Source organism: Actinomadura sp. NBRC 104412 (genome assembly GCF_030269515.1).
Lineage (GTDB): Bacteria > Actinomycetota > Actinomycetes > Streptosporangiales > Streptosporangiaceae > Spirillospora.
Genome location: NZ_BSTM01000019.1, coordinates 125,299 through 147,852 on the forward strand (window position 1 = coordinate 125,299; position 22,554 = coordinate 147,852).

Annotated in this window: 20 protein-coding genes and 9 tRNA genes; 7 read left to right on the forward strand and 22 right to left on the reverse strand. The window is 72.6% G+C overall.

From position 1 onward, the window contains the following. The first annotated feature begins 34 nt into the window (after positions 1 to 34). Positions 35 to 445, forward strand: coding sequence for a hypothetical protein (locus QSK21_RS23115; protein ID WP_285698848.1), 411 nt, complete (start codon positions 35 to 37; stop codon positions 443 to 445). On the opposite strand, the gene QSK21_RS23120 is transcribed toward QSK21_RS23115, so the two are convergent. The 15 genes from QSK21_RS23120 to QSK21_RS23190 all read right to left on the reverse strand — a co-directional run bounded on the left by QSK21_RS23120 (position 442) and on the right by QSK21_RS23190 (position 10,016). Beyond that, positions 442 to 1,485: an amidohydrolase family protein gene (locus QSK21_RS23120; RefSeq protein ID WP_285698849.1), complete on the reverse strand. Its 1,044-nt coding sequence runs from the start codon at positions 1,483 to 1,485 to the stop codon at positions 442 to 444. The two genes, QSK21_RS23115 and QSK21_RS23120, sit on opposite strands and share 4 nt — an antisense overlap. Then, positions 1,467 to 2,084, reverse strand: coding sequence for a LamG-like jellyroll fold domain-containing protein (locus tag QSK21_RS23125; RefSeq protein ID WP_285698851.1), 618 nt, complete (start codon positions 2,082 to 2,084; stop codon positions 1,467 to 1,469). The genes QSK21_RS23120 and QSK21_RS23125 overlap by 19 nt, the downstream gene beginning before the upstream one ends. Then, the gene (locus QSK21_RS23130) at positions 2,081 to 5,650 is read right to left on the reverse strand and encodes a hypothetical protein (protein WP_285698853.1); all 3,570 of its coding nucleotides are present in this window, start codon (positions 5,648 to 5,650) and stop codon (positions 2,081 to 2,083) included. The genes QSK21_RS23125 and QSK21_RS23130 overlap by 4 nt, the downstream gene beginning before the upstream one ends. Continuing rightward, a complete protein-coding gene (locus QSK21_RS23135; RefSeq protein WP_285698855.1) occupies positions 5,647 to 6,918 on the reverse strand; it encodes a carboxylate--amine ligase in 1,272 nt (423 codons plus the stop codon). The genes QSK21_RS23130 and QSK21_RS23135 overlap by 4 nt, the downstream gene beginning before the upstream one ends. After that, a complete protein-coding gene (locus tag QSK21_RS23140) occupies positions 6,905 to 7,990 on the reverse strand; it encodes a glycosyltransferase (protein ID WP_285698856.1) in 1,086 nt (361 codons plus the stop codon). Before QSK21_RS23140 ends, QSK21_RS23135 begins: the two co-directional genes overlap by 14 nt. 65 nt (positions 7,991 to 8,055) lie before the next feature. Next, a tRNA-Val gene (locus QSK21_RS23145) sits at positions 8,056 to 8,129 on the reverse strand. Positions 8,130 to 8,160: 31 nt separating this feature from the next. After that, positions 8,161 to 8,251: transfer RNA gene (locus QSK21_RS23150), tRNA-Ser, on the reverse strand. 90 nt (positions 8,252 to 8,341) lie between these two features. Then, positions 8,342 to 8,425, reverse strand: a tRNA-Leu gene (locus tag QSK21_RS23155). Positions 8,426 to 8,438: 13 nt separating this feature from the next. Beyond that, a tRNA-Lys gene (locus QSK21_RS23160) sits at positions 8,439 to 8,511 on the reverse strand. A gap of 5 nt (positions 8,512 to 8,516) precedes the next feature. Beyond that, positions 8,517 to 8,589, reverse strand: a tRNA-Gly gene (locus QSK21_RS23165). Between the two features lies 1 nt (position 8,590). Further along, positions 8,591 to 8,666, reverse strand: a tRNA-Arg gene (locus tag QSK21_RS23170). A gap of 11 nt (positions 8,667 to 8,677) precedes the next feature. Further along, a tRNA-Phe gene (locus QSK21_RS23175) sits at positions 8,678 to 8,749 on the reverse strand. Positions 8,750 to 8,758: 9 nt separating this feature from the next. Continuing rightward, a tRNA-Leu gene (locus QSK21_RS23180) sits at positions 8,759 to 8,833 on the reverse strand. Between the two features lie 11 nt (positions 8,834 to 8,844). After that, a tRNA-Leu gene (locus QSK21_RS23185) sits at positions 8,845 to 8,918 on the reverse strand. 210 nt (positions 8,919 to 9,128) lie between these two features. Further along, positions 9,129 to 10,016: a formylglycine-generating enzyme family protein gene (locus QSK21_RS23190; RefSeq protein ID WP_285698857.1), complete on the reverse strand. Its 888-nt coding sequence runs from the start codon at positions 10,014 to 10,016 to the stop codon at positions 9,129 to 9,131. Between the two features lie 92 nt (positions 10,017 to 10,108). On the opposite strand from QSK21_RS23190, the gene QSK21_RS23195 reads away from it, so the two are divergent. Then, on the forward strand, positions 10,109 to 11,902 hold the full coding sequence (locus QSK21_RS23195; RefSeq protein ID WP_285698859.1) for a sulfatase-like hydrolase/transferase: 1,794 nt from the start codon (positions 10,109 to 10,111) through the stop codon (positions 11,900 to 11,902). Between the two features lie 10 nt (positions 11,903 to 11,912). Here the strand turns inward: QSK21_RS23195 and QSK21_RS23200 are convergent, their stop codons facing one another. Together QSK21_RS23200 and QSK21_RS23205 are read right to left on the reverse strand one after the other, a co-directional pair. After that, positions 11,913 to 12,380: a GNAT family N-acetyltransferase gene (locus QSK21_RS23200; protein ID WP_285698861.1), complete on the reverse strand. Its 468-nt coding sequence runs from the start codon at positions 12,378 to 12,380 to the stop codon at positions 11,913 to 11,915. Between the two features lie 116 nt (positions 12,381 to 12,496). Beyond that, positions 12,497 to 13,186, reverse strand: a complete 690-nt coding sequence (locus QSK21_RS23205) for an acetamidase/formamidase family protein (protein ID WP_285698862.1) — start codon at positions 13,184 to 13,186, stop codon at positions 12,497 to 12,499. Positions 13,187 to 13,412: 226 nt separating this feature from the next. Here QSK21_RS23205 and QSK21_RS23210 point away from each other — a divergent pair, with 226 nt between their 5' ends. Further along, complete coding sequence (locus QSK21_RS23210; RefSeq protein ID WP_285698864.1) at positions 13,413 to 15,338, forward strand: beta-propeller domain-containing protein; 1,926 nt, start codon at positions 13,413 to 13,415, stop codon at positions 15,336 to 15,338. 11 nt (positions 15,339 to 15,349) lie between these two features. Here the strand turns inward: QSK21_RS23210 and QSK21_RS23215 are convergent, their stop codons facing one another. From QSK21_RS23215 to QSK21_RS23225, 3 genes are all read right to left on the reverse strand, one after another. Continuing rightward, positions 15,350 to 16,465: a D-alanine--D-alanine ligase family protein gene (locus tag QSK21_RS23215; RefSeq protein WP_285698866.1), complete on the reverse strand. Its 1,116-nt coding sequence runs from the start codon at positions 16,463 to 16,465 to the stop codon at positions 15,350 to 15,352. Positions 16,466 to 16,531: 66 nt separating this feature from the next. Beyond that, positions 16,532 to 16,963, reverse strand: coding sequence for a YegP family protein (locus QSK21_RS23220; protein WP_285698868.1), 432 nt, complete (start codon positions 16,961 to 16,963; stop codon positions 16,532 to 16,534). A gap of 264 nt (positions 16,964 to 17,227) precedes the next feature. Beyond that, the gene (locus QSK21_RS23225) at positions 17,228 to 18,352 is read right to left on the reverse strand and encodes an HtaA domain-containing protein (RefSeq protein ID WP_285698870.1); all 1,125 of its coding nucleotides are present in this window, start codon (positions 18,350 to 18,352) and stop codon (positions 17,228 to 17,230) included. Positions 18,353 to 18,510: 158 nt separating this feature from the next. Here QSK21_RS23225 and QSK21_RS23230 point away from each other — a divergent pair, with 158 nt between their 5' ends. Continuing rightward, positions 18,511 to 19,170 (forward strand): class E sortase, encoded by a 660-nt coding sequence (locus QSK21_RS23230; RefSeq protein ID WP_285698872.1) that lies wholly within the window; start codon positions 18,511 to 18,513, stop codon positions 19,168 to 19,170. A gap of 26 nt (positions 19,171 to 19,196) precedes the next feature. Next, positions 19,197 to 19,352 (forward strand): hypothetical protein, encoded by a 156-nt coding sequence (locus tag QSK21_RS23235; RefSeq protein WP_285698873.1) that lies wholly within the window; start codon positions 19,197 to 19,199, stop codon positions 19,350 to 19,352. A gap of 27 nt (positions 19,353 to 19,379) precedes the next feature. Here QSK21_RS23235 and QSK21_RS23240 read toward each other — a convergent pair whose 3' ends face one another. Beyond that, positions 19,380 to 20,405 (reverse strand): NAD(P)H-dependent glycerol-3-phosphate dehydrogenase, encoded by a 1,026-nt coding sequence (locus QSK21_RS23240; RefSeq protein ID WP_285698886.1) that lies wholly within the window; start codon positions 20,403 to 20,405, stop codon positions 19,380 to 19,382. Between the two features lie 79 nt (positions 20,406 to 20,484). After that, positions 20,485 to 21,264 carry a lysophospholipid acyltransferase family protein gene (locus QSK21_RS23245; RefSeq protein ID WP_285698875.1) on the reverse strand — a complete coding sequence of 260 codons (780 nt, stop codon included), beginning with the start codon at positions 21,262 to 21,264 and terminating at the stop codon, positions 20,485 to 20,487. A gap of 104 nt (positions 21,265 to 21,368) precedes the next feature. Here QSK21_RS23245 and cofC point away from each other — a divergent pair, with 104 nt between their 5' ends. Together cofC and QSK21_RS23255 are read left to right on the forward strand one after the other, a co-directional pair. Further along, entirely contained in the window at positions 21,369 to 22,031 is a 663-nt protein-coding gene (cofC, locus tag QSK21_RS23250; RefSeq protein ID WP_285698877.1) for a 2-phospho-L-lactate guanylyltransferase, read from the forward strand. Positions 22,032 to 22,057: 26 nt separating this feature from the next. Then, positions 22,058 to 22,267 carry a hypothetical protein gene (locus QSK21_RS23255; protein ID WP_285698879.1) on the forward strand — a complete coding sequence of 70 codons (210 nt, stop codon included), beginning with the start codon at positions 22,058 to 22,060 and terminating at the stop codon, positions 22,265 to 22,267. The last annotated feature ends 287 nt before the right edge of the window (positions 22,268 to 22,554 follow it).

The following is a 22,554-nucleotide window of genomic DNA, read 5'->3' on the forward strand; positions in this document are numbered from 1 at the left end:
GCCGGGCACCGAATCTAGCCGATCGGGGTGGGCTGTGGACATCGCGGCTCTGGTCTCGCTTCTCGCTCCGCTGCTGCCGCAACTGCTGAACCTGGCCGCGGGCCAGGGCGACGCCGCGGACGGCGACCGCGAAGGGTTCGGCCGCCGGATCTGGGACCGGCTGCGCGGCAGGGTCGAGGAGAGCCCCGCGGCGCACGAGGCCGTCCGGGACCTGGCGGACGACCCCGAGGACGAGGACCTGCGGACCGTCCTGAAGGTGCAGCTGAAGAAGCTGTTCAACGAGGATCCCGAGCTGGCGCGCGAGGTCGGCCGGCTCCTCGACGAGGCGCGCGCCGCCGGGGCGGCGGGCACCGTCACCAACGTGACCGCCAGCGGCCAGGGGTCGATCGCCATCGGGCGGGACGTCTCCGGCAGCACGATCTCCACCGGCGGCCAGAACTCCTAGAGCCTCAGCACGCGCAGCGCGTTCTCGCGATAGACCTTCGCCAGGACGTCACCGGGAAGCGACAGTCCCGTCAGCCGCCAGCTCACGCCGGGACGGTCACCGCCAGGCCCGGGGAAGTGCTCGTCGTCGGTCTCCAGGAACCGGTAGTGGGTGCGGTACATCCCCACGTCGGCGGGGAGGTCGGCGCCGAACAGCACCCGGTCCTGATGGCGGATGACGAAGCGGCGCGCGGTGTACGGCTGACGGGCCAGCTCGTCCAGCCGCGCCGCCAGGTCCACGTGGAAGTTGGGGCAGCGGTCCAGCAGATCGCTCACCCAGGCCAGGTTCTCCGAGTAGCAGCCGACGTGCGCCCCGACGAACGTGGTGGCGGGATGCCGTTCGACCAGGGCCGCCAGCTCGTCCATCAGGGTGCCGAACGCGGGCAGCCCGTCCCCGTGCGCATGCCAGTCCGGATGCTCGCGCAGCACCTCGTATCGCTCGTTGCGGGCGTCGAGCGGCCGGAAGAAGGCCACCGGGTCGGCCACGTGGATGACGACCGGAAGGTTCAGCTCGGCGGCGGTGGCCCAGAGCACGTCGAGGCGGTCGTCGTCGACGCGGACGCGGGCGCCGTGCTGGTCGGTGACGCGCAGCCCGAACGGCTTCCAGATCTTCAGGCCCTGCGCGCCCCTGCGGGCCTGCGCGACCAGCCGCGCGGCGGCGTGGTCGGGGAACCGGTCGCCCAGGTCCGGCCAGGCGCCCCAGCCGACGCCTCCGAAGCAGGCGAAGCGGTCGGGCGCGGCCTCCTTGAACAGCGCCAGGTGCCGGTCGAGCACGTCCTCACCCCAGCCGCCGTCCAGGTCCACCAGGCGTTCCACACCCGCGGCGTCCAGGACGTCCAGCAGTTCGGCCACCGGGCGGCGGTCCCAGCCGCCGCCGAACTCGTCCCCGAGATGGCTGTGGGCGTCGACCACGGGGAAGCGCGGCCCGGTCACCGGGGTCTCCCGGACGACCAGTTCGGATCGCGGCGCGAAGTCCGCCAGTCTCAGCGCGTCGCCCGCCACAGCCAGACCTCCGCCATCCGCCCGTTGAAGACGCGTGCGGCCAGGTCCGGCCAGGCGCCGATGGTGAGGCCGTAGGGCCACTCGACATCGCCCACGCGCCCGACGGCGGCGGACCGGCCGGCGACGGTGCGGCCGTCCACCGACAGGGCCAGGTGGTCGCGGCCGTCGTACACGAACGCCAGGTCGACCCAGCGGCGGTACGGGACCGTGGCCGGAGGCGAGGTGACCAGGTGCCACTCCAGGCCGGTGTAGACGCTGCCCGTCAGCGTCCCGTCGGGCTCGACCGCGAAGGAGAACGCCAGATACCCCTCCATGATCGTGCCGCGGTCGGCCAGGTCGTCGACCCACACCCGGGCCCGCGCCCGCACGCCGCCGAGCGCGGTCAGGCTGAGCGCGGGGAACACCACGACGCGGGTCGTCCGGCCGTCGAACGCGAGTCCCTGGGGATCGGCGTCCCCGACCGTGGTGTTCCCCGGGCCGGCGTCCTCGTGGCCGGCGTACCCGTGGCCGGCGTATCCGTGGTTGGCGTGTCCGGTGAGGTCCGCGCACGTCCCGGACGTGTAACGGTGGTGGACGACCAGCTCGAACCCAGCGGTCATGGCCACCACCTCCGCACGAGGGCGACGGCCGCCGCCAGGTCGGAGAGACCGCGCGGCCCGGCGGTCTCCAGGAGCCCGGTCAGAATGTCCGGAACAGCCTGCAACAGTTGCTCCCGGGTGCCCGTGGCCAGGGCGCGCAGGACCTCGCGCAGGTGCCCGGGGACGTCGGACGCGTGTCCCGTCAGCAACGCCAGCACCTGCGCGCGGGCGACGGGATCGGGCAGTGTCCGCGCGAGGTCGAGGGCCGGTGGGCCGACGATGGGCGCGAGCGGCGTCAGCGGGGCGGCCCTCTCGTCGCCCGGCAGCGAGCGGACGAGGTCGAGGGCCTCCTCGGCACGGCCGGACTCGGCCAGCGCGAGCGCGACCGGCGCGGTCAGCACCGCGCGCGGCCGCGGTTCGGCGATCTCATCGAGCGCCGCGACGGCCTCGGCCACCGCGTCACGGCCACGCTCTTCGGGGGCACCGTCTTCGCGGGCACCGACTTTACGAGCACCGGCGCCGCGGGCACCGACGCGCAGCAGGACGGCGATCCGGCCCGCGGGGTCGTCCCGGAGGCCGTCGGCCACGCCGAACGCCGCCTCGGTACGTCCCGCCGCGGCCAGCGCCTCGGCCCGCCTCGGCGTCGCGTCCACCCGCTCGGCGATCCGCGCGGCCTCGTCCGGGCGGCCGTTCTCCGCGAGCGCGCAGGCGACCTGGAAGCGTGTCTCCATCCGCCAGTAGGCGTCCGCGATCGCGTCCGCCTCGTCCGCGCCCGCCGGCAGCCGGGGCGCCAGGACGGCCAGAGCGTGATCGCGTTCCTCGGAGTCGTCGAGCGTGCCGATCGCGTCGCGGGCCTGGTCGAGATGGGAGTCCGGCAGGCGGAGGATCAGTTCGGCCAGTACGCGTCCACGCCCGGGTCCCGGCACGGACGCGATCAGATCGAGCAGCTCGTCGCCGGAGGCGGCGCCGGGCACGGCGGCCCGTACGGACGCGCGCCAGTCGGGGGGCAGCGACGCGAGCGTCCCGTCGAGGTCCCCATCGAGGTGCGCCGCGAGGTGAGCGGCGTGGTCGCGCAGGACCCGGCCCCGCGCGACCGGGTCGGCGATCGCTTCCGTGGCGGCGACGGCGCGCAGGGCGATCGGCCGCCGCTCGGCGGGCGGTACCCGGTCCGCGACGGCGAAGAGGGCGCGCGCCAGCCCCTCGGGGTCGTCGATCCGTTCCGTGTGCTCCAGCGCCGCCGCCACATCGCCCGCACCGGCGAGCCGGGCCGCGATCGCCGCCTGCGCGGCGTCCACCGCCTCCCCGTCACCGATGCCGAGCGCCACGCCCAGGGCCACCCGGAGGATGTCGCGGCGCGCCTCCGGCGGCGCGTCGCCGGCCAGGACGGTCAGCAGTCCGGCGCGCCACCGAGGGTCGGGGACGAAGCGGCTGGCCTCGACATGCCGCCGCAGGTCGGTCTCCTCGGAAGGGTCGATGCCGGTGCCGAGGAGGAGGGTCGCCACCGCATGGGCCGTGCGGCGCAGGTATTGGGCCGCGAACAGGCGCGGATCGTCGGGGTCGGAGAAGAACGTTTCGGGGTCGGGTCCCGGGGTGACGTTCTCCGGGTTCTCGAAGTACGCCTCCAGGAAACGCATCGAGATGTCGCGGTCGTAGGCGCGGCTCATGTTGGACGCGATCGCCACCAGGTCGTCCCGGTGCTCGGGCCCGGTGACGGGGGCCAGCCGGACCAGCTCGCCCGCGCGCCAGTAGCCGTCCGGGACGAGCTGCACGCTGGCCAGGGCCTCGCGGACGACCTCGCGGCGCGTCTCCCCCGTCAGGCGGGGCAGAAGCGTCGCCAGCGCCTCCGCGCGGGTGCGCGGCTCGGTGGTCTCCCGGGCCAGTTCGAGGGCCTGCTCCGTGGACAGCAGCCCGTCGTCGACCTGCGCCAGCAGCAGCTCGCTCGGGACGTTCCCCGCCATGCTGTTCACCGACGCCTCGATCAGCGCGTACCGCAGCTCCAGGTCGAGTGCCCCCGTCCGCTCGGCGTGAGCCCAGGCCCGCTGCACGTCCAGGACGTACCCCGCGTACGCGTTCCGGGCGCGGTGGGCCTCGAACCATGCGTTGCTCACACCGGAGCCCGCGCCGGGATCGGCGGCCTCGTCGCGCGGCCACTCCACCGCCAGCAGCGCGTGCAGGGCCGCGCCGGTCTCGGCGGCCGCGAGGTGGTGGACGACGTGCCGCAGGCCGTAGCCGCCGTCCAGTTCGCCCGTTCCCATGGAGGCGCGCAGCGCGGGCAGGCTGGCCTCAAGCCCGCCCCAGGCGTCCAGGTAGCGCGCGGCGATGCGCTCGTGCGCGTCGCGCTGCGCCACGGCCAGCCGTTCCACGAACGGGCGCTCCGCGCTCGTCAGCCCGCCCGCGTCCACCCTTCCCGCGACGAACTCGCCGAGGCTGTCGTGAAGCGTGCGGTAGCGCTCCCGCTCCCCTTCCCCGTCCACCTGGAGGAACGGGCGCCAGTCGTCGCCGACGAGCCGGGCCGCGCGCTCCGGGTCGGGGCATTCGCTCAGCAGGCACAGCACGTCCAACGTCAAGGGCTCCTGCGCGGCGGTGATGGTGACCAGAAGCGGCAGGTCCACCGTGGCCCAGGTGCTCTCGTGCGCGCGCTGCCACCGGCTCCAGAACCGCGCGTAGTAATGCCACAGGCCGACCGGCAGCGACTCCAGGTCGCCGGGCGCGCGGGCGCCGCTGCGCAGCTCGGCGAGCACGTAACGCAGGACCAGCCAGACGCCGGAGCTCCAGGACACCAGGCGCCGTACGTACTCGCCCGGCTCGATGCCCGCCTCCTCAAGGCGCGCGGCCAGCACAGGCTCGGCGACCAGGCGCCCCGTGTACGCCTTCAGGTCGGCGAGGTTCTCCGGGGCGTCGCGCCGGATCCGCAGGACGCGGCGTGGCGTCTCCACCATGAGCGGCACCATCACGGTCCGCTGCGACACCACGACGAAGACGCCCTCGGGCAGGTCGGCCGGCAGGCCCAGCGGATTGTGGGTCGCGGGCGCGGCGGTCTCGTTCAGCCCGTCCACCACCAGGACGATCGGCTCGCCGGGACGCAGCTCGTCGCGGCGCAGCGCCGCCTCGTACAGCACCTCCTCGAAGAAGTCCGGACGGGACGCGTTGGCGGGCAGCACGCCGCCGACCGCCATGGACTGAAGCTCCCAGGCGCGGATGAGCTGGGCCGACAGGTTGCGCAGCGCCACACCGGCGTCGTCGGCGTCCGGCATGAGCCGCACGAAGTGGTGGACATAGCCCCGCTCGCGCGCCAGCCAGGCCATGAAGGCGGTCTTGCCCATGCCCGCCTCGGCCTCGATGACCACGTACCCGCGGTCGTGCGCGGCGATGAAGTCGTCCAGGGCGCGCAGCAGCCAGTCGCGACCGGTGAAGTGCTCCATCCGTAGTTCCCGATACAGCGCCCTGGGGTTGAGGTACGCCTCCGCCAGCCGTTCGTACCGGCCGACGAAGAACTGGTTGACGCCACCGGTGACGAAGATGCTGTTGATGACGTCGCCGCCGACCGCGATCGAGCCGGCCCCCTCGGCGTGCGCGGTCGTGCTCATGCGCGTCCCGGTCCGGAGACGGCGGGACGGAGGCCGCGCGGCCTGGCACGGCCGGGGACGAAACGGGGCGGGGCGCCGCGCCGTTCGCGGCGTCGCGGGACGGCCGCGCGTGCGAGCGCGACCAGCGGCGGCAGCAGGTCGTCGCGGCCGAACCAGGCGGTCTCGCTGATCGTGCGCCAGGACGACGACAGCTCCGCGAGGGTCAGGTCGCGCGTCTTGAGAAGGCTACGGGCCGACCGCACGTCGTAACCCTCGACCATCACGACCCTGCCGTCAACGGGAACGGCGTCCGGTACCGGCCGTCCGGTCAGGTCGAGGTGCAAGGCTCGGACGACGTCCACGCCCGCCTCATCGGTGAACAACCGGAAGATGGCCCCCACTCGGGGATTGAGGTCGAGCAGCTTGTAGGTCCCGTCCCGCCGGTCGTACCGGTAGTCCATGCTCACCGGCCCGCGGTAACCGAGGGCCTGGAGCAGCGCGCGGGTCAGCTCCTCCAGCTCGGGGTTGCGCTCCGCGCGGCCGAACGCGGTCTCGCCCGCACCCACGGGCCACGACCGCACCTTGCGGCCGGTGAAGGCGACCAGGCATCGCGAGCCCGTGTCGCAGTAGCCGTGGAACAGCCAGTCCTCGGCATGCTCGGACGGGAGATGTTCCTGGAGCACCAGCCGTCCTTGGATGCGCGTCCGCAGCAGCTCGCGGCGGTCCCGGACGATGCGCGTGCTGGTCATGCGGCGGCCGTCGCCGAGCAGGAAGGGCGCGGCCTGCTTCACCACCACCGGGAACCCGGCGGTCTCGGCGAACGCCGCGAGCTCGTCCTCCCGCTCGACGACCGTGGTGGCCGGGGCGGCGAGCCCGAGTTCGCGGCAGCGCGCGTGCAGTTCGGCCTTGTCGGTCACCGCGCGGACCAGTCCGGGGGGCTGCCGCGCGAACAGGAACCGGTCCTCCAGCGCGTCGGCGTGCTCGGAGACGAAGAGCGCGGCGTGGTCGTCGGTCGGGAGCAGCACGGCGGGCCGCCCGATCCGTTCGGCGACCTCGCCCATGCCCTCCAGAAGCTGCCGCTGATAGGTCCGCTCACCGCCCGTCCGCCACACGAACCGTCCGGTCACGTGCCGGGACAGCGCCATGGGCGTGAACCTGTCCTCGGTGACCGCGTACGCAGGGACGCCCACCCGGCCGAGGGTCCGGACCACCGCCAGCCCGCCATGGTGCAGGGGGTAATGACCGACCTTGAGAACCAGGGCGGGCACGGAGGTGTCATAGGACGGCACGGGGGTCCTCCTCACCCAGGCGGGCCAGCACGCCCACCCAGTCGCTGAGGACTTCTTCCCATGCCCATCTGCGCCCAACCCAGGCCGAGGCGGCGGCCAACCGGTCCGCGTCCACGGTGAGCGCGTCCTCGACGGCCCGCGCCAGGGCGTGGGGGGTGTTCGGCCGGTAGGCCACCGGCAGCCCGGCGTGGGTGAGGTCCGCGCACAGCTCGGCGGGCATCACCGTCGGGACGCCGAGCGCCATCGACTCCTGGATGGCCCGCGGTATCCCTTCGCTGTGGGAGGCCAGGACGGTGACGTCGCTTCCGAGCATCATCCCCGCGACGTCGTCGCGGTGGCCGTGCCAGACGATCCGCCCGGTGACGCCCAGCCCTTCGGCGATGCCGCGTAATCGCGCCAGGTAACCGCGGTCCGCGCAGCCTCCCACCATGTGCCAGCGGATGTCCGGCCAGCGCCTCGCCAGGAGCGCGCAGGCACCGAGCATGACGGCGTGATTCTTCACCGGGTGGACGCGGGCGGCGCTCAGGCAGGCGGGCGACCCCTCCAGGGGGACGGACGCCGGGGCCGTAGGCTCCATCGCCTGCCCGCCGATGGTGATGCGGTCCTTGGCGATCCCCAGCGAGACGTGCAGCTTGGCCGCCACCGCCGTGCCCCACGCGACCCAGTGATCGGCCCGGCGCACCACCTGGAAGAGCGTGGAGGCGGGCAGGTAGGCCAGGCAGGCGTCGGGATCGGAATGGACGGCGGCGACCACTCTGCGGCCCGGCAGCGCGCACGCCGCCGCCAGGTCGACGCCTTCATGGCAGACGAGCGTGTCCCCGCGCCGGGTCTTGGCCGCCAGCGCCGCCGCCACCAGCCCGATGGCCCCGACCTGACGGTAGACGTCCGCCCGCGGCGCGCCGAACAGCGGCTCGTACCAGGGGGAGTCCTCCAGCGGGCCGAAGCCGTGGACGCCGCTCACCAGCACACGCACGTCCCAGCCGACCCGGCGCTGGGCCCGCGCGAGCGCCAGCGCGCTCAGCCCGCGCCCGTGCCCTGCCTTGACCCGATCCACGATGTGAACGATCGTCATGGCCGCATCGTCGGCCCGTCCCGGTCGATCGGGACCGCCCTGGCCGGGCCCGGCCAGGGCGGCCGTGGTGCCCAGTGAAGGAATCGAACCTTCGTCTGCGCCGTGTGGAGGCGCCGCTCTCCCATTGAGCCAACCGGGCCAACCGGGCATTGAGCCAACCGGGCATTGAGCGGAGGGAGCGAGGATCGAACTCGCACGGGACGCAAGGCCCCCAACGGTTTTCGAGACCGCGGCCGTCGCCAACCTTCGGCTGGTCCCTCCAATGTCCCGCTTGCATCGGGACTGTCCCGCTTACATCGGGACTGTCCCGCTTACATCGGGACGGGGCGGCGGGCGTGGTGCGCTCGCCGGTACGGGAGACAGGAGTCGAACCTGCATGAGCCTCCGCTCGCCGGGGTTTGAGCCCGGTGCGTCTTACCGTTCCGCCACTCCCGCATGCTCTTTCTCGTGCCGCCCGAAGGGCTCGAACCTCCTCAATCCGGCTTAAGAGGCCGGTGCCCGTCCCGTCGGGCGCGAGCGGCTTGCGAGCCGTACCGGGGAGTCGAACCCCGTACTCCGGTTTGGAAGACCGGCGCCTCAACCCTTTCGGCTTGTACGGCGTGGCACCCCTGCCAGGATTCGAACCTGGGACCTTCGCGTTCGTAGCGCGCTGCTCTGTCCACTGAGCTACAGAGGTATGACCCGTAGTGGTCCCCCGAGGGCTCGCACCTCGTCCCCCGGCCTTTCAAACCGGTGCTCTACTGCATGAGCTAAAGGACCGCGCACGCGTACCCCCGGCGGGATTCGAACCCACACCATTCCTGCTCCTCGGGCAGGCGCCTCTGCCAGTTGGGCAACGGGGGCCGGACGTCCAGTGCGGCTCCAGGGATTCGAACCCTGAACATCCACTTCCTGAGAGTGGCCTCTCTGCCGTTTGGAGTAGAGCCGCGCGTTCCGGTCAGGTGGCGTCGTCGCAGGCTCGCGGCCGAGGAATCAGCGGACCCCGCCGCGGAGGCCGAGCGATGACCGGGACAGTCGGTCGAGTAGTCGCTTCACGGCGGGCCTCCTTCCGAAGTTCGAGTGCCATTCCCTCTGACGGGGTGACGGCTTCTACGGTGCCAGCGGAGCGGATTTCCGCGCAATCGTTTTTTTGCGGCGGTCAGGGGCGCAGCACGCAGCGGAAGCCCAGATGTCCCGTTGAGCTGTCGGGCTCCTGCCCCTGGCGTGCCGCCGGGCGGTAGCGAAGGCAGTAGTTGGGGGCGCACAGGTACGAGCCGCCCTTGATGGTCCGGCGGACGGCACCGTCCTCACCCCGGGCGGCCGAGGGGGCGCAGCACGCGGGATGCCGGTCCGTGTAGACGTCGGCCGTCCATTCCCATACATTCCCCACCATGTCATAAAGCCCGTACCCGTTGGCCGGAAAGGACCCGACCGGCGAAGTGCCCTCGTAACCGTCCGTCCTGAGGTTCTGCCAGGGAAATTCGCCCTGCCAGGTGTTGGCCATCATGCGCCCTTCCGGAGCGAATTGGTCGCCCCATGGGTAGACGGCCCCGTCCAGCCCGCCGCGGGCGGCGAATTCCCATTCGACCTCGGTCGGCAGGTCCTTGCCGGCCCAGCGCGCGTAGGCCAGGGCGTCCTCGTAGGCCACATGTGTCACCGGGTGCTCGTCGAGCCCGTCCGCCCCGCCGCCCGGACCGTGCGGGCGGTGCCAGGCGGCGCCCGGCACATACCGCCACCAGTTGCGGTAATCGCGCAGGTCCACCGGCCCCTCGGTCTTGTGGAACACCAGCGAGCCGGGCACCAGCGAGGCGGGGTCGGCGCCGGGGAAGCGGGCCGGGTCGAGGGGGCGCTCCGCCACGGTCACATAGCCGGTCTCCTCGACGAAACGACGGAACCGGGCGACCGTCACCGGGTGCTCGTCCATCCAGAAACCGCCCGTGGAGGCCATGTGCACGGGGCCCTCTTCCGGATAGAAGTCCTCCGATCCCATCAGAAAGTCACCGCCGGGCACCCAGCGCATCCCGGGCACCTTTCCAGGAGTGGCCATGGGCTTAACATATCGGCCTGGTTGATTTACCGAAGTCGTTGGGCCAGGATCGTCCTGCCCGAATTACTAATGGACCAGCAGGGGACGCCGCGATGCCGCCCAGCCGACGCCACTTCCTCGCCGGCACGGCCATGGCCGCGGGCGCGGCGGCACTGCTCGGCCGGGCCGCGCAGCAGGACGCGGTCGCCGACCCCGCCGAGGCGGAGGGAGGGAACGCCGGCCCGGGTCGTCCCAACTTCGTGGTGATCGTCGCCGACGACCTCGGTTTCGGCGAGATCGGCGCCTACGGCCAGCGGCTGATGCGGACGCCCCACCTCGACCGGCTGGCGAAGGAGGGCCTGCGGTTCACCCAGGCGTACTCGACGGCGCCCGTGTGCGCTCCGTCCCGCTGCTCGCTGCTGACCGGCCTGCACCTGGGCCACGCCCGGGTCCGCAACAACCCGATGGGGGATCCGTCCGCGACCGCTCTGCGGGACAGCGACACCACCTTCGCCGAGGTGCTGCGGGCACGCGGCTACCGTACGGCGTGCATCGGCAAGTGGGGGCTCGGGCCGGAGCAGGGCGGGCAGCCCAGCCACCCCAACTCCCGTGGGTTCGAGGAGTTCTTCGGCTACATCACCCACGGACACGCCCACAGCTACTACCCGGCCTACCTGTGGCACAACGCCGACAAGGTGCACCTGCCGGAGAACGCGGGCGGCAGAAGGGCCTCCTACGCGCCCGACCTGTTCCGTGACCGCGCGCTCGACTTCATCCGGGCGCACAAGGACGAGCCGTTCCTGCTCCTCCTCACCCCCAACCTCCCCCACGCGCCCAGCGACGTCCCGAGCACCGAGCCGTACGGCGACCGGCCCTGGCTCGCCCCCGACAAGGGCCACGCCGCCCAGGTCACCCGGCTCGACGACTACGTGGGCGCGATTGTGGACGAGCTGCGCGAGCACGATCTGACCGAGTCCACGATCGTGCTGGTGACCAGCGACAACGGGCCGCACGAGGAGCGCGGCTTCAACCCGGACCTGTTCGCCGCCAACGGGGGCCTGCGCGGCTACAAGCGCAACCTGTACGAGGGCGGGGTGCGGGTCCCGCTCATCGCGTGGTCGCCGCGCCGGATCCGACCCGGCACCAGCGACCGGCCGACGCAGCAGACCGACCTGCTGCCGACACTGGCCGAGCTGGCGGGCGCCCCCGCGCCGCGCGACATCGACGGGCGGTCGGTCGCCGCGCTGCTGGACGGGCGCCCCGGCGACACGCCCGCGCACCCGTACCTGTACTGGTACAGGCTCGACGACTTCGTCACCCATCGCGCCGATCTCGCCGAGCGGGGCCGCCTGCGCCGCCTGGCCGAGGCGGCGCGGCAGGGCCGGTGGAAGGCGGTGCGCTTCGCCCCCGGCAGGGACAGGTCGGCATCCGACGACGAGTGGAAGGTGGAGCTGTACGACCTGCTCTCCGACCCGAGCGAGACGGCCGACGTCGCCGGCACGCATCCGGACGTCGCCGAACGGATGGTCGCGTTCATGCGGGACGCGTGGGCCGAGCCCTACGACCGCGAGCCGTTCGGCCTCACCGTCGGCTTCCCGCACGTCCTGCTGCCGGGCACCGACCACACGCTCACTGCGACGCTCAGCAACGGGTCGGCGCGCCCATGGGGCCGCCTGCGCCTCCGCGTGAACACACCGCGCGGCTGGCCGGTACGCCTGGTCTCCCCCCGGCGCGAGACGGACCGGCTCGCTCCCGGCGAACAGGCCACGTACGAGTGGCGGGTCAGGGTGCCCGCGACGGCGGGCCTCGCGCGGTGGCGCGCGGTCGTGACCGCCTCGTGCGTCCTGGACAACGTTCCGCTGCGGTTCAGCGCGGAGCGGACCTTCGGTCTCCCGGCACGGATCTGACCACGGTCGATCAGGGTGCGTGCCAGGTCAGGGCGACCTGGTGCTCCTGGAAGCCCATCGACCGGTACAGGGCCGCGGCCTCCGGTGGCGCGTGCAGGTCGACGCGGGTGACGTTCTTGGCGCGGAACCAGGCCAGCAGCTCGTGCATGATCAGGCGGGCGTATCCCCGGCCCCGGTAGGCCGGATCGGTCACCATCCCCAGCACGTACCCGGAATGGTGGGCGCCGTCCTGGAACGGGGCGGGCAGCCGGTACTCGATCAGGCCGAGCCCGCAGGCGGCCAGCCGTCCCGCCTCGTCGCCGTCCACGACGAACACGCCCAGGGACCCGCCCATGCGCTCCTTGACGTCGCGGGCGAACTCCTCGCGCCAGTTCCCCTCTGCGGCCGGGTCGCCCGCGTCGATCACGCGGCGGAACAGCAGTTCCCGCAGCCGGGTGAGCTCGGGAACGTCGTCGGAAGTTGCCGGGCGAACGATCACAAGGCCACCCTAGGGGACCCTCGCCCCTCGGCGCCTCTCTCCCGCCAGGACGGGATCCTCCCGTCACGCGGGCGAGTGTGGACCGGCCCGTCATGGGCGCGCTCCCATCGGGCTGATCACATCGGCCCGGCCATGAGCAGCGGACCTGTGACGTTGAACCGCTCGACGCCCCGCCGGGTGAGGTTGACCCGCAGGTCGATCCAGCCGGGACGGCCCTCGAACCGGCAGTCGCCGGCCGCGCTCGCCGGGAAGTGCAGGTCGCCGACCGACAGCTTGGCGCCGCGCACGTGGACGGGAAGCAGGATCCGGGAGGACGTGCCGAGCCTGGCGATGCCGCACCCGCCGATCTCGCGTCCCCGCGCCTCGCTGCGCACCGACTCGGCCGCGGCCCGCGCGAAGCCCGGCTGGCCGGCGCGGAGCCGCCCGAGCAGGATTCCGCCGTCCGCGACGGGACCGCCAGGGGCCTCGCCGACCGGTGAGATCGCGGCGGGCGCGCAGCCGATGACCCCGGGATGGCCGTGCGGCGCGTACACGCCGTCCGAGCGGCCCACGCCCAGCACGTCCACGACGATCACGTCGCCGGGCTCGGCGCCGACCACGACCAGCGGACCGCACAGGACGGCGTCCTCACCGGGCTCGCGTCCCTGGCACTCCATCCGCACCGAGCCACCGGTGATCACTTCGGCCACCGCGGGGATGTCGGGATGCCAGCGGTTGTGGCCGGGTACCGGCCGGGCCGCGGATCCGTCGTCCACCGGCGGCCCCGGGAATCGGACGACCGGCGGAACGGCGAGAGTGGGCGCCAAGGCAGGGTCCTTCCGTACGGGAGCTCGATTGGGAAGATCTTGCCGACCCGGCTGTTACCGATCCGTTTCGGCGTTCTGACAGTTGAGTAAGGCGCGATTCACGGTTGTCCGCGGATCTACCCGATTCCCGCCGGAACCTTCCCGCCGATCCGAGCGTCTAAGGCCCATGCGCCGACGCGGGACGAGCACGGGAAGCACTGGCCGATGGCGCGCCTTCGCGGCGGCCGTGGCGCCTCTGACGCTGGCGGCCGCCTGTTCGGGATCGGACATCAGCGACCCGGCGCCCGACCCGTCGCCCCGCTTCGTCCTGGTCTCCTACGACGACTGCGACCAGGTCCTGGCCGACCTCCGCGCCGCCACGGAGCGCCAGGTCGGCCCGTACGGGCTGGGCGGCGGCGGTCCGGTGCCTCCCGGTGCCGCGGAGGACGGTGCCCGCGCCCAGGGGGCCGTCCCCGGGGCCTTCGCCGCGGGCTCCCCGCAGCGGCCGCCGGAGCATTCCCGCACCAACGCGCACGAGGCCGGGGCCGACGAGCCCGACCTGGTGAAAACCGACGGCCGCCGCATCGTCGCGCTCGCCCGCGGCGAACTGCTGGTGATCGATCCGGCCGGCCGCAAGGTCGTCCACCGCCTCGACCTCGGGGGGAGGACCACCCCCGACGGAGCCGGCGACGCGCGGCTTCTCCTCAGCGGTGACCGCGCCCTCGTCATGACCCGGCAGACCCACCTTCACCGCCCCCGGCTTCCCGGCCGGTCGGCGCCCGACGCGATCAGGCCGGGGGACACACCCGTCCCCTCGTCCCCGCGGACCACCCTGACCGTGATCGACCTGTCCGGGGCGCCCACGGTGATCGGCTCGCTGACGACCTCCGCCGCCTATGTCGACGCCCGGCAGACCGGCTCGGTCGCCCGGGTGGTGGTGCGGTCGGCGCCGCGGATCGAGTTCCCCGACCTGCCGCGGACCCCGCAGCCCGAGCGGGAGGCCCTCGAACGCAACCGGCGGATCGTCCGGTCCGCCCCATTGGACGCCTGGCGGCCCGCCTTCGAGGTGCGGGGCCGCGACGGCCGGGCCACGACGTACAGGACTCCCTGCGGGAACATCAGCCGCCCCCGTGACGGCAGCGGGACCAGCATGCTGTCCATCCTGACGATCGACCTGGCCAAGGACGCCGGCGACCCAGCACCGGTGTCGATCGCCGCCGAGGGCCAGGAGGTCTACGGCAACGGCGCCAGCCTCTACGTCACCGACAGCCGCGTCCCCCCGCTGCGAGGACGGGCCCAGCGTCCCGGCTCCGAGACCACACGGATCCACAAGTTCCGTCTCGAAGGGGCCGGGCGCCCCCGCTACGTCGCGTCCGGCTCGGTGCCGGGACGGCTGCTCAACCAGTACTCCATGTCCGAGCACGACGGGCGGCTCCGCCTGGCGACCACGACCTCCGCGTCCCCCGGCGCCCGGGAACCCGGCGGCGCCTGGCGCTCGGAAAGCACGGTTTACGTGCTCGTCGAAGGCAGCGGGCGGCTCACCGTGATCGGCAAGGTCGGCGGTCTCGGCAAGGGCGAGCGCGTCTACTCGGTGCGCTTCATCGGCCCCACCGCCTATGTGGTGACGTTCCGGCAGATCGACCCCCTGTACGTGATCGACCTGCGTGACCCGTCCCGGCCCACCGTCACCGGCGAACTCAAGATCACCGGCTATTCCGCGTACCTGCACCCGATCGCGGACGGGCGGCTGCTGGGCGTCGGCCAGGAGGCGGACACCACCGGCCGCACGCAGGGCACACAGGTCTCCCTCTTCGACGTCAGCGCCGCCCCGCGCCGCGTCGGCGGGTACCACCTGCCCGGCTCCAGCTCGGCCGCCGAGTTCGAGCCGCACGCCTTCCTGTACTGGCCGCGGACGGGGCTGACGGTGCTCCCCATCGCCTCCAAGTACACCGACGGAAAGTACACCACTGGGAGTGAGGCGCTCGTCCTCAAGGTGTCCGGCACCACCGTGCGGCGGCTGGGAACCGTCGAGCACCCGAAGGGCGACGAGGGGTACCCGTCCCCGATCCGGCGCTCCCTCATCGTCGGCGACACCCTGTGGACCGTCTCCGACGACGGTGCGCGCGCCACCGGCATCACCGCCCTCGACGACCGGGGCTGGCTCGCCTTCTGAGCGCCCGCGCGCTAGCGCAGCCCGACGGAACGGCGCAGCGCGGTCTGGATGAGCCGGTCCACCAGGGCCGGGTAGTCGAGTCCCGAGGCCGCCCACATCTGCGGGAACGCGGACGCGGGGGTGAAGCCCGGCATGGTGTTGATCTCGTTGAGGATCCAGCGCCCGTCAGGGGTGTGGAAGAAGTCGACGCGGGCCAGGCCCTCGCAGTCCAGGGCGTCGAACGCCTGCGCCGCCAGCCGCTGCGCCTCCTCGATCGCGGCCTGGTCGAGGTCGGGCGGGATGTCCAGCCGGAGGGACGAGTCGAGGTACTTGGTCTCGAAGTCGTAGAAGTCGGCCTCGCCGCCCATCACGACCTCGGCGGGCAGGCTGACCTCGGGCGGGCCGTCGTCCAGGCCCTGCAGCACGCCGCACTCGATCTCGCGGCCCTCGACGGCCGCCTCCACGATCACCTTCGGGTCGTGCTCGCGGGCGGCCTCGACCGCCGCCTCCAGGTCGTCCTCGGTGGTGACCCGGCTGATGCCCATGCTGGAGCCGGCCCGCGCGGGCTTGACGAACACCGGCCAGCCCAGATCCTTGATCTCGTCGATCTTGCGCTTGCGCTCGCGCCGCCACTCCCGGTCGCCGACCAGCACGTATCGGCCGACCGGCAGGCCGCGGGCCTGCCACACCAGCTTCATGAAGCCCTTGTCCATGCCGACCGCGCTGGCCAGCACGCCCGCGCCGACGTAGCGGACGCCCGCCAGGTCGAGCATGCCCTGGATGGTGCCGTCCTCGCCGTACGGGCCGTGCAGCAGCGGCAGGACCACGTCGACCTCGCCGAGCGTCGCGGGCACCCGGCCCGGCTCGATCACCATGAGCCCGCGGCTGTCGGGGTCGAACGGCAGCGCCAGCGCCCGGCCGGACTTGCCGGTCACCTCGGGCAGCCGGCCGCCCTCGATCGTCAGGCGCTGGTCCTCGGGCGCCAGTACCCAGCGGCCGTCCCTGGCGATGCCGACCGGCACCACCTCGTACCGGTCACGGTCGATCGCCGCCATGACCGCGCCGGCCGTGACGCAGGAGATGGCGTGCTCCGAGCTGCGCCCGCCGAACACCACGGCCACGCGGATCCTGGGTGATACCTGCGACATGATGCCCGACCCTACCGCCGAACGGCCGCCTGAGGCCATGAGGCCCGCGCCGGCGGTGGCCAGGGATCATGCCGTGCCCTCACTCGTCCAGTCGCGGTCGTTCCAGCCGTCGTCGTCCTCCCCCGCGGGCTGGGAACGTTCCCCCGGCTGGCCACCCGCGCCCCCGATCTGGATGACCCGGTCCATCACCTCGGCGTCCCGGGCGCCCGCCCTGAACCGGTCGGCCGCGGCCTGCGCCTCCAGCCTGCGGCCGTAGCCGTGCGCGCTCACCGCGACGGGACGGCCGCCGACGCGCATCGTCCACTGCCACTCGCCGCCCTGGACGCTGGTGAGATCGATGGCCGCGGTGGTGGCGTGCGTGCGCACCGCTCGCGCGGCCCTGGCGACGTCCTCGGTGCTCGCGAACCCCTCCGCGGCGGTCGCCACGATCCGGTGGTTGCGGCTTAGCATCCGCCAATAAAAACGCGCGTCCGGCGATCGGTAGATTTGGAATCGCATGACAACCCTCGGGCCAGGTGCGGCGAAACGCGTCAGTTCAACTGATCAACAGCCATTCACAAAATCCAGCGCGGATGCGAAGCCATCATGAACGCAGCCTTAAGGCGCGACGGGGCCGCCATTCGCGGATAATTCACCGGCGGAATCCGGCCAGTGCGTCAACCGGAGGGCCGGTTCGCACGTCCCTGCCGTGCCACCGAGAAAGCGCCGGGCCCGGCCCCTGGTGAGGGACCGGGCCCGTACGGCCGGCGGCCGGAGCGGGGATCACGCCTGGACGTGCGGCGCCCGGCGTCGGGCCGCCACCATGATGCCTCCCCCGGCCGCGGAAAGGCCGGCGCCGGTCAGGATCAGCGGGACGAAGGCGCCGCCGGTCTTGGGCAGGGAATCGCCGCCCACGCCTGCGGTGCCGCCGTCCCCGTCGTCGTCACCATCGTCATCGACCGGCGGCGTCGAGGCGCAGTCGGTCGGGGTCGGGTCGGGCGACGTGGAGTCCGTCGGGCCGGTGGTGCCGGTCGGGGTCGAGGTAGGGGTCACGGTGGGCGTCGTGGTGCCCGTGGGGGTCGTGGTGTCGGTGGGCGTGGTGGTGGGGCAGTCGGTCGCCTGTGGCGAGGTGGTGCCGGTCGGGTCCGGACCGGTGGTCTGGTCCGTCGCGCCCGGGGTGGTGGCGGCCGCGTTCACCTCCGCGCCCCGCTGGGACGGGACGCCCGTGTGGAGCAGGGACACGGTGACGGCGCCCAGATCGGCTCCCTCGAACCGGTCGGAGGGGAAGGCGCCGGCACCGGCCGCGGTCAGCGTGGCCGGGATCTCGCTCCAGGTCACGCTGTGCCCGGCGACCGCCGGTGGGATGCCGAAGGTCTTCAGCTCCCCGATCTCGGTCTCCGGCGCGGCGGTGTTCGAGGGGGCCGCGGTCGCGTCGGCCCCCTGTGCGGCGCCCTTCGGGTCGTCGTTCGGCACGACCACCGCGCTCAGCACCGGCCGCGCGTTCCCGCCGAGCGTCGCCACCGGGTCCCGGAGGGTCACCTCGCCGCCGCGATAGGTGAGGACGACCGTGCCCTTGTAGGACACCCAGGCCGCGCCCGAGCGCAGGTCGTAGGTGCCGTTCCTTGCCGTGAAGCGGACCGAGCCGTTCTCGAGCACCCTGGCGCCGTCGCTCGCCTCCACCTGGGGGGCCTCGCCCGCGGACGGCACCGGCCGCCAGTCCAGCCGGCCACCGCTGACACCGGCCACGGTGGTGGCCGCGACCGGCGGGGCGGGCTCCACCGGACCCGCGAAGGCGACGCCGCTCACCCCCACCGCCACGCCCGCCGCCAGCAGCGCGGCACCGACCGCGCTCATCAGACGGGCGTGCGGCGCGGCGCCCTGCGCGTTCTCCTTACCGACATTGCTCATCGTGTACGACTTTCCAGGAGCGGACATTGAGACAACGGTCTTCGATTATTATGCCGACAACACGACCCAGTAATTGCGCGACCATTTTCCATCATTGCCCGCCGTCGCGCCTTAACCTTCCATTCACCCAGGGCAGGCAAAGGAAGTGATCACCTGCGATGACGCGATCCGCGGAAATGGTCGCCGCCGACCGCCCGCCTCCCCCCGCGGGCCACGGGGCGGCGTTCGCGTTCGGCGAGTTGCTCCTCACCTTCGGGCTGGTGGTGCTGCTTTTCGCCGCCTACGAGTTCATCGGCAAGGCGTGGGAGGCCGAACGCGCGCAGGCCGACCTCGGGAGGCGCTGGGAGCGGGGCCTGCCCGTCCCCGGTGACCCCATCGGACGGCTGCACATTCCACGTCTCGGCAAGCGCTGGATCGTCGCCGAGGGCGTCTCGCGCCGCGCGCTCGCCAAGGGCCCGGGACACTACCCCCGTTCGGAGAACCCCGGCGAGGTCGGCAATGTCGCCATCGCCGGTCACCGCATGCCGTCGGTGTTCTGGAACCTGGACCGGCTGCGGAGGGGCGACCCGGTCGTCCTGGAGACCCGCAGGGCCTGGTTCGTCTACCGGGCCACCCTGTCGAAGGTCGTCCCGCCGACCCGGGTTCAGGTCGTCGCGCACAACCCGGACGCGCCGGGCGCCAAGCCCACCCGGCGCCTGCTCACGCTGACCACGTGCAACCCGAAGTTCGACAACTACCAGCGGCTGATCGTGCGCGCCGAGCTCGTCCGGGCACAGGCGAAGAGCGCCGGCCGCCCGCCCGAGCTGCCCGGACGCTGACCCGCGGCACCCGATGAGGAGCACGAATGTACGCATGGATCTGGCGCCGGCTCCCCGGCCGGCTCCCGCTCAGGATCATTGAGGCGGTGCTGCTGGCCGCCGCCGTGGTCGCGCTGCTGTGGTTCGGCCTGTTCCCGCTCCTGGGGCCGCTGCTGCCGTTCGACGACGTCACCGTGGGCTAGGAGCGGGTACGGGCCGTCCAGGGCGCCTCAGACACCGTGCCGCTGCTCCACGCCGTACCGCTCGGGCTTGGGCGAACGGGAGATCAGCGAGATCGCCGCGTCCTTGATCGGGACGCCCTCGTACAGCACCGACACCACCGCCTCGGTGATCGGCATCTCCACGTTGTGCTTGCGGGCCAGCGCCAGCACCGCCCCGGACGACTTCACGCCCTCGGCGGTCTGGCTGGTCGCGGCGATCACCTCGTCCAGCGTCATGCCGCGGCCCAGGTTCTCCCCGAACGTGCGGTTCCGCGACAGCGGCGAGATGCACGTCCCGACCAGATCGCCCATCCCGGCCAGGCCGGCGAAGGTGTGCTCGTCGGCGCCCAGCGCGGCGCCCAGCCGGGCGATCTCCGCCAGGCCCCGGGTCATCAGCACCGCCTGCGTGCTGGCGCCGAAGCCGAGCCCGACCGACATCCCCACGCACAGCGCCACCACGTTCTTCACCGCGCCGCCCAGCTCGCAGCCGATCACGTCGGTGGAGGTGTACACGCGGAAGTACGGGGTCATGGTCGCGGCCTGAAGGCGCTGTGCCCCCGCCTCGTCCACGCACGCGGCCACCGCCGCGCCGGGCTCGCCGCCCGCGATCTCCCGCGCCAGGTTGGGCCCGCTGAACACCGCGACCCGCTCCTCGGGGACGTCGGCGACCTCGGTGATCACCTCCGACATCCGCCGGGTGGTGCCCAGCTCCACCCCCTTGATCAGGCTGATCAGCATCGCGTCGCGGGGCAGCAGCGGCGCCCAGCCCACCAGGTTCTCGCGCAGCGTCTGCGCCGGAACGGCCAGCGCCACGAACTCGGCGCCCGCCAGCGCCTCGGCCGGGTCCGTGGTCGCGCGGACCTCCTCGGGCAGCGGCACGCCCGGCAGGTAGTCGGGGTTCTCGTGCCGCTCGTTGATGGCCTTCACCAGCGAGGCGCGGCGCCCCCAGATCGTGACCTCACCGCCCGCGTCGCACAGCAGCTTGGCGAACGTGGTCCCCCAGGAGCCCGCGCCCATGACGGCCGCACGATGGATCACGAGGCCGCCCCCTCGCGGGCGGGCGACCCCCCGCAGCCCCCGGCGAGAACGGCGACCCTTCCCTGACTCCGCACGCTCATGACCCCTCGACCCCCTTCTGCGCCCTGCGCCGCTCCTCCAGGACCTTGTGGTGGTCGTAGAGCTCCTTGGGCGGCTCCTCGCCGCGCAGCTCGCCGACCAGCCGGGCGATCTCCCGCATGATGTCGTCGGTCGCCTCGCGCAGCGTGGTCTTGGTGAGGGGACGGCCCTCGTACCGCGACAGGTCCACGGGCGGACCGGCGATCACCTTCATCGTCTTGCGCGGGAACGGGTGGAAGCCCTTCTTCAGCGACGCCGCGAGCCCGCTCTGCTCGCCCTTCTTGTACGGAAGCAGCTCGTGCGCGCCCCAGCTCGCCACCGGCACGACCTTCGCGCCCGTCTTCAGCGCCATCCGCGCCACCCCCGTCTGCCCGGTCATCGGCCACAGATCCGGATCACGGGTGCAGCTACCCTCCGGGTAGAACATCAGGCACTCGCCCCGTTTCAACGCCTCCTCGGCGTCCTTGAGCGCCAGCGCCGCGTCCGCCCGGTCACGGTGGACGGGGATCTGCCCGGTGCCGACCAGCACGTTCTTGAGGAACTTCACATCGAACAGGGACGACTTGGCCAGGTACACCGGATAGCGACCCGCCTCGTACACGAAGTGGGCCAGGGCCAGGGGGTCGGACTCGGAGATGTGGTTGGCGGCGATGATGATCCCGCCCTCCTTGGGGACGTTGTCCCGCCCTCGCCATTCCCTCTTCAGCAGCCCGTACAGCAACGGGCGCAGGACGACGATGGTGAGCTTGCGCCAGGCAGGCGAGTACCCACGGCTCATGCCCGTCCCCTCCTCGGTAGGCCCACGGTGAACGCGGGGTGTCCTCAAGTGTCGCGGTTGTTTGCGCATAGTGTCGAGTTGCCATGTCTACAGCAGAGCACGGTGTGACTCAGAACCAGCCGCCCCTCCAATGGTCCCTCGTCGTCCCGGTCAAGGTGCTGGCGAAGGCCAAGACCCGCATGGCCGAGGCCGCCGGCCCGCACCGGCAGGCCCTGGCGCTCGCCATCGCCGCCGACACCGTGGCGGCCCTGCTCCGCTGCGAACGCGTCCAGCGCGTGATCGTCGTCACCGACGACCCCGTGCCCGCCGCCGAACTCCTCGCCCTGGGCGCCATGATCGTCCCGGACGAGCCGGACGCCGGGCTCAACCCCGCCCTGACCCACGGAGCCGCCCGGATCCGGGAGACCGCACCCGAGACCGGAGTCGGCGCCATCTCAGCAGACCTCCCCGCCCTACGCCCCAACGAGCTCACCCACGTCCTGGACGCCGCCGCACAATCCCCGGAGGCGTTCGTCCCGGACGCCGCAGGCACCGGAACCACCCTCTACACGGCCCGGCCCGGCGCCCCGTTCCGCCCCGCGTTCGGCCCCGGCTCCCGCGCCGCCCACCGCGCCCTCGGCGCTCAAGAGCTCCTCCTGGACGACATCACCAGCGTCCGCCAGGACGTCGACACCCTCCAGGACCTGCAAGCCGCTCTCACCCTGGGAACCGGCCCGCGTACCACCCGCATCGCCGCCCAACTACCCGCCGTCCGTACAACCGCCTGAGACTCCTGCCCCGTTAGGGTGGACCCATGCAGGGAACGGTGCGGACCTTCGACGCCGAGACGAGTTCCGGCAGCGTACTGCTCGACGACGGAACAGAACTGCCCTTCGACGCGGAGTCCTTCGCCGCAGGGGGCCTAAGGCTCCTCCGCTTCGGCCAGCGCGTCAACCTGGCCATGGACGACCAGGACGGCCGGATCACCCTGATAACCCTCTCAACCTTCCCCCTCCCCAACTAATCCCAGCAGACGCCCCAACGGGTGACCGGGCCGCGAGGCAGAGCCCCGCTTCGGGGTCGCCCCCCCCACAATGACTAGAGCCCCGCCGGGGTCGGCGGGGGCAGTGATCCACCCCCTGCCCCGATTGGGGAGTGGGTCAAAACGCAGCCATCGCCTGACCGTTCACGTCCACTGGAGTGGTGTATGGGGTCTGTGTGATCTATGACCGGTTCGTGTCGTGATGGGCGAGTCCCCGTGACGTGAGACGGCCACCTCGTGATCCTTCGAGTCGACCAAGACCAGTGAAG

Coding starts and splice junctions, on each gene's coding strand:
- QSK21_RS23225 (WP_285698870.1), bottom strand. CDS start 18,352: ATGAGCAATGTCGGTAAGGAGAACGCGCAGGGCGCCGCGCCGCACGCC.
- QSK21_RS23140 (WP_285698856.1), bottom strand. CDS start 7,990: ATGACGATCGTTCACATCGTGGATCGGGTCAAGGCAGGGCACGGGCGC.
- QSK21_RS23215 (WP_285698866.1), bottom strand. CDS start 16,465: ATGTCGCAGGTATCACCCAGGATCCGCGTGGCCGTGGTGTTCGGCGGG.
- QSK21_RS23195 (WP_285698859.1), top strand. CDS start 10,109: ATGCCGCCCAGCCGACGCCACTTCCTCGCCGGCACGGCCATGGCCGCG.
- QSK21_RS23220 (WP_285698868.1), bottom strand. CDS start 16,963: ATGCGATTCCAAATCTACCGATCGCCGGACGCGCGTTTTTATTGGCGG.
- QSK21_RS23245 (WP_285698875.1), bottom strand. CDS start 21,264: ATGAGCCGTGGGTACTCGCCTGCCTGGCGCAAGCTCACCATCGTCGTC.
- QSK21_RS23255 (WP_285698879.1), top strand. CDS start 22,058: ATGCAGGGAACGGTGCGGACCTTCGACGCCGAGACGAGTTCCGGCAGC.
- QSK21_RS23125 (WP_285698851.1), bottom strand. CDS start 2,084: ATGACCGCTGGGTTCGAGCTGGTCGTCCACCACCGTTACACGTCCGGG.
- QSK21_RS23130 (WP_285698853.1), bottom strand. CDS start 5,650: ATGAGCACGACCGCGCACGCCGAGGGGGCCGGCTCGATCGCGGTCGGC.
- QSK21_RS23230 (WP_285698872.1), top strand. CDS start 18,511: ATGACGCGATCCGCGGAAATGGTCGCCGCCGACCGCCCGCCTCCCCCC.
- QSK21_RS23235 (WP_285698873.1), top strand. CDS start 19,197: ATGTACGCATGGATCTGGCGCCGGCTCCCCGGCCGGCTCCCGCTCAGG.
- QSK21_RS23190 (WP_285698857.1), bottom strand. CDS start 10,016: ATGGCCACTCCTGGAAAGGTGCCCGGGATGCGCTGGGTGCCCGGCGGT.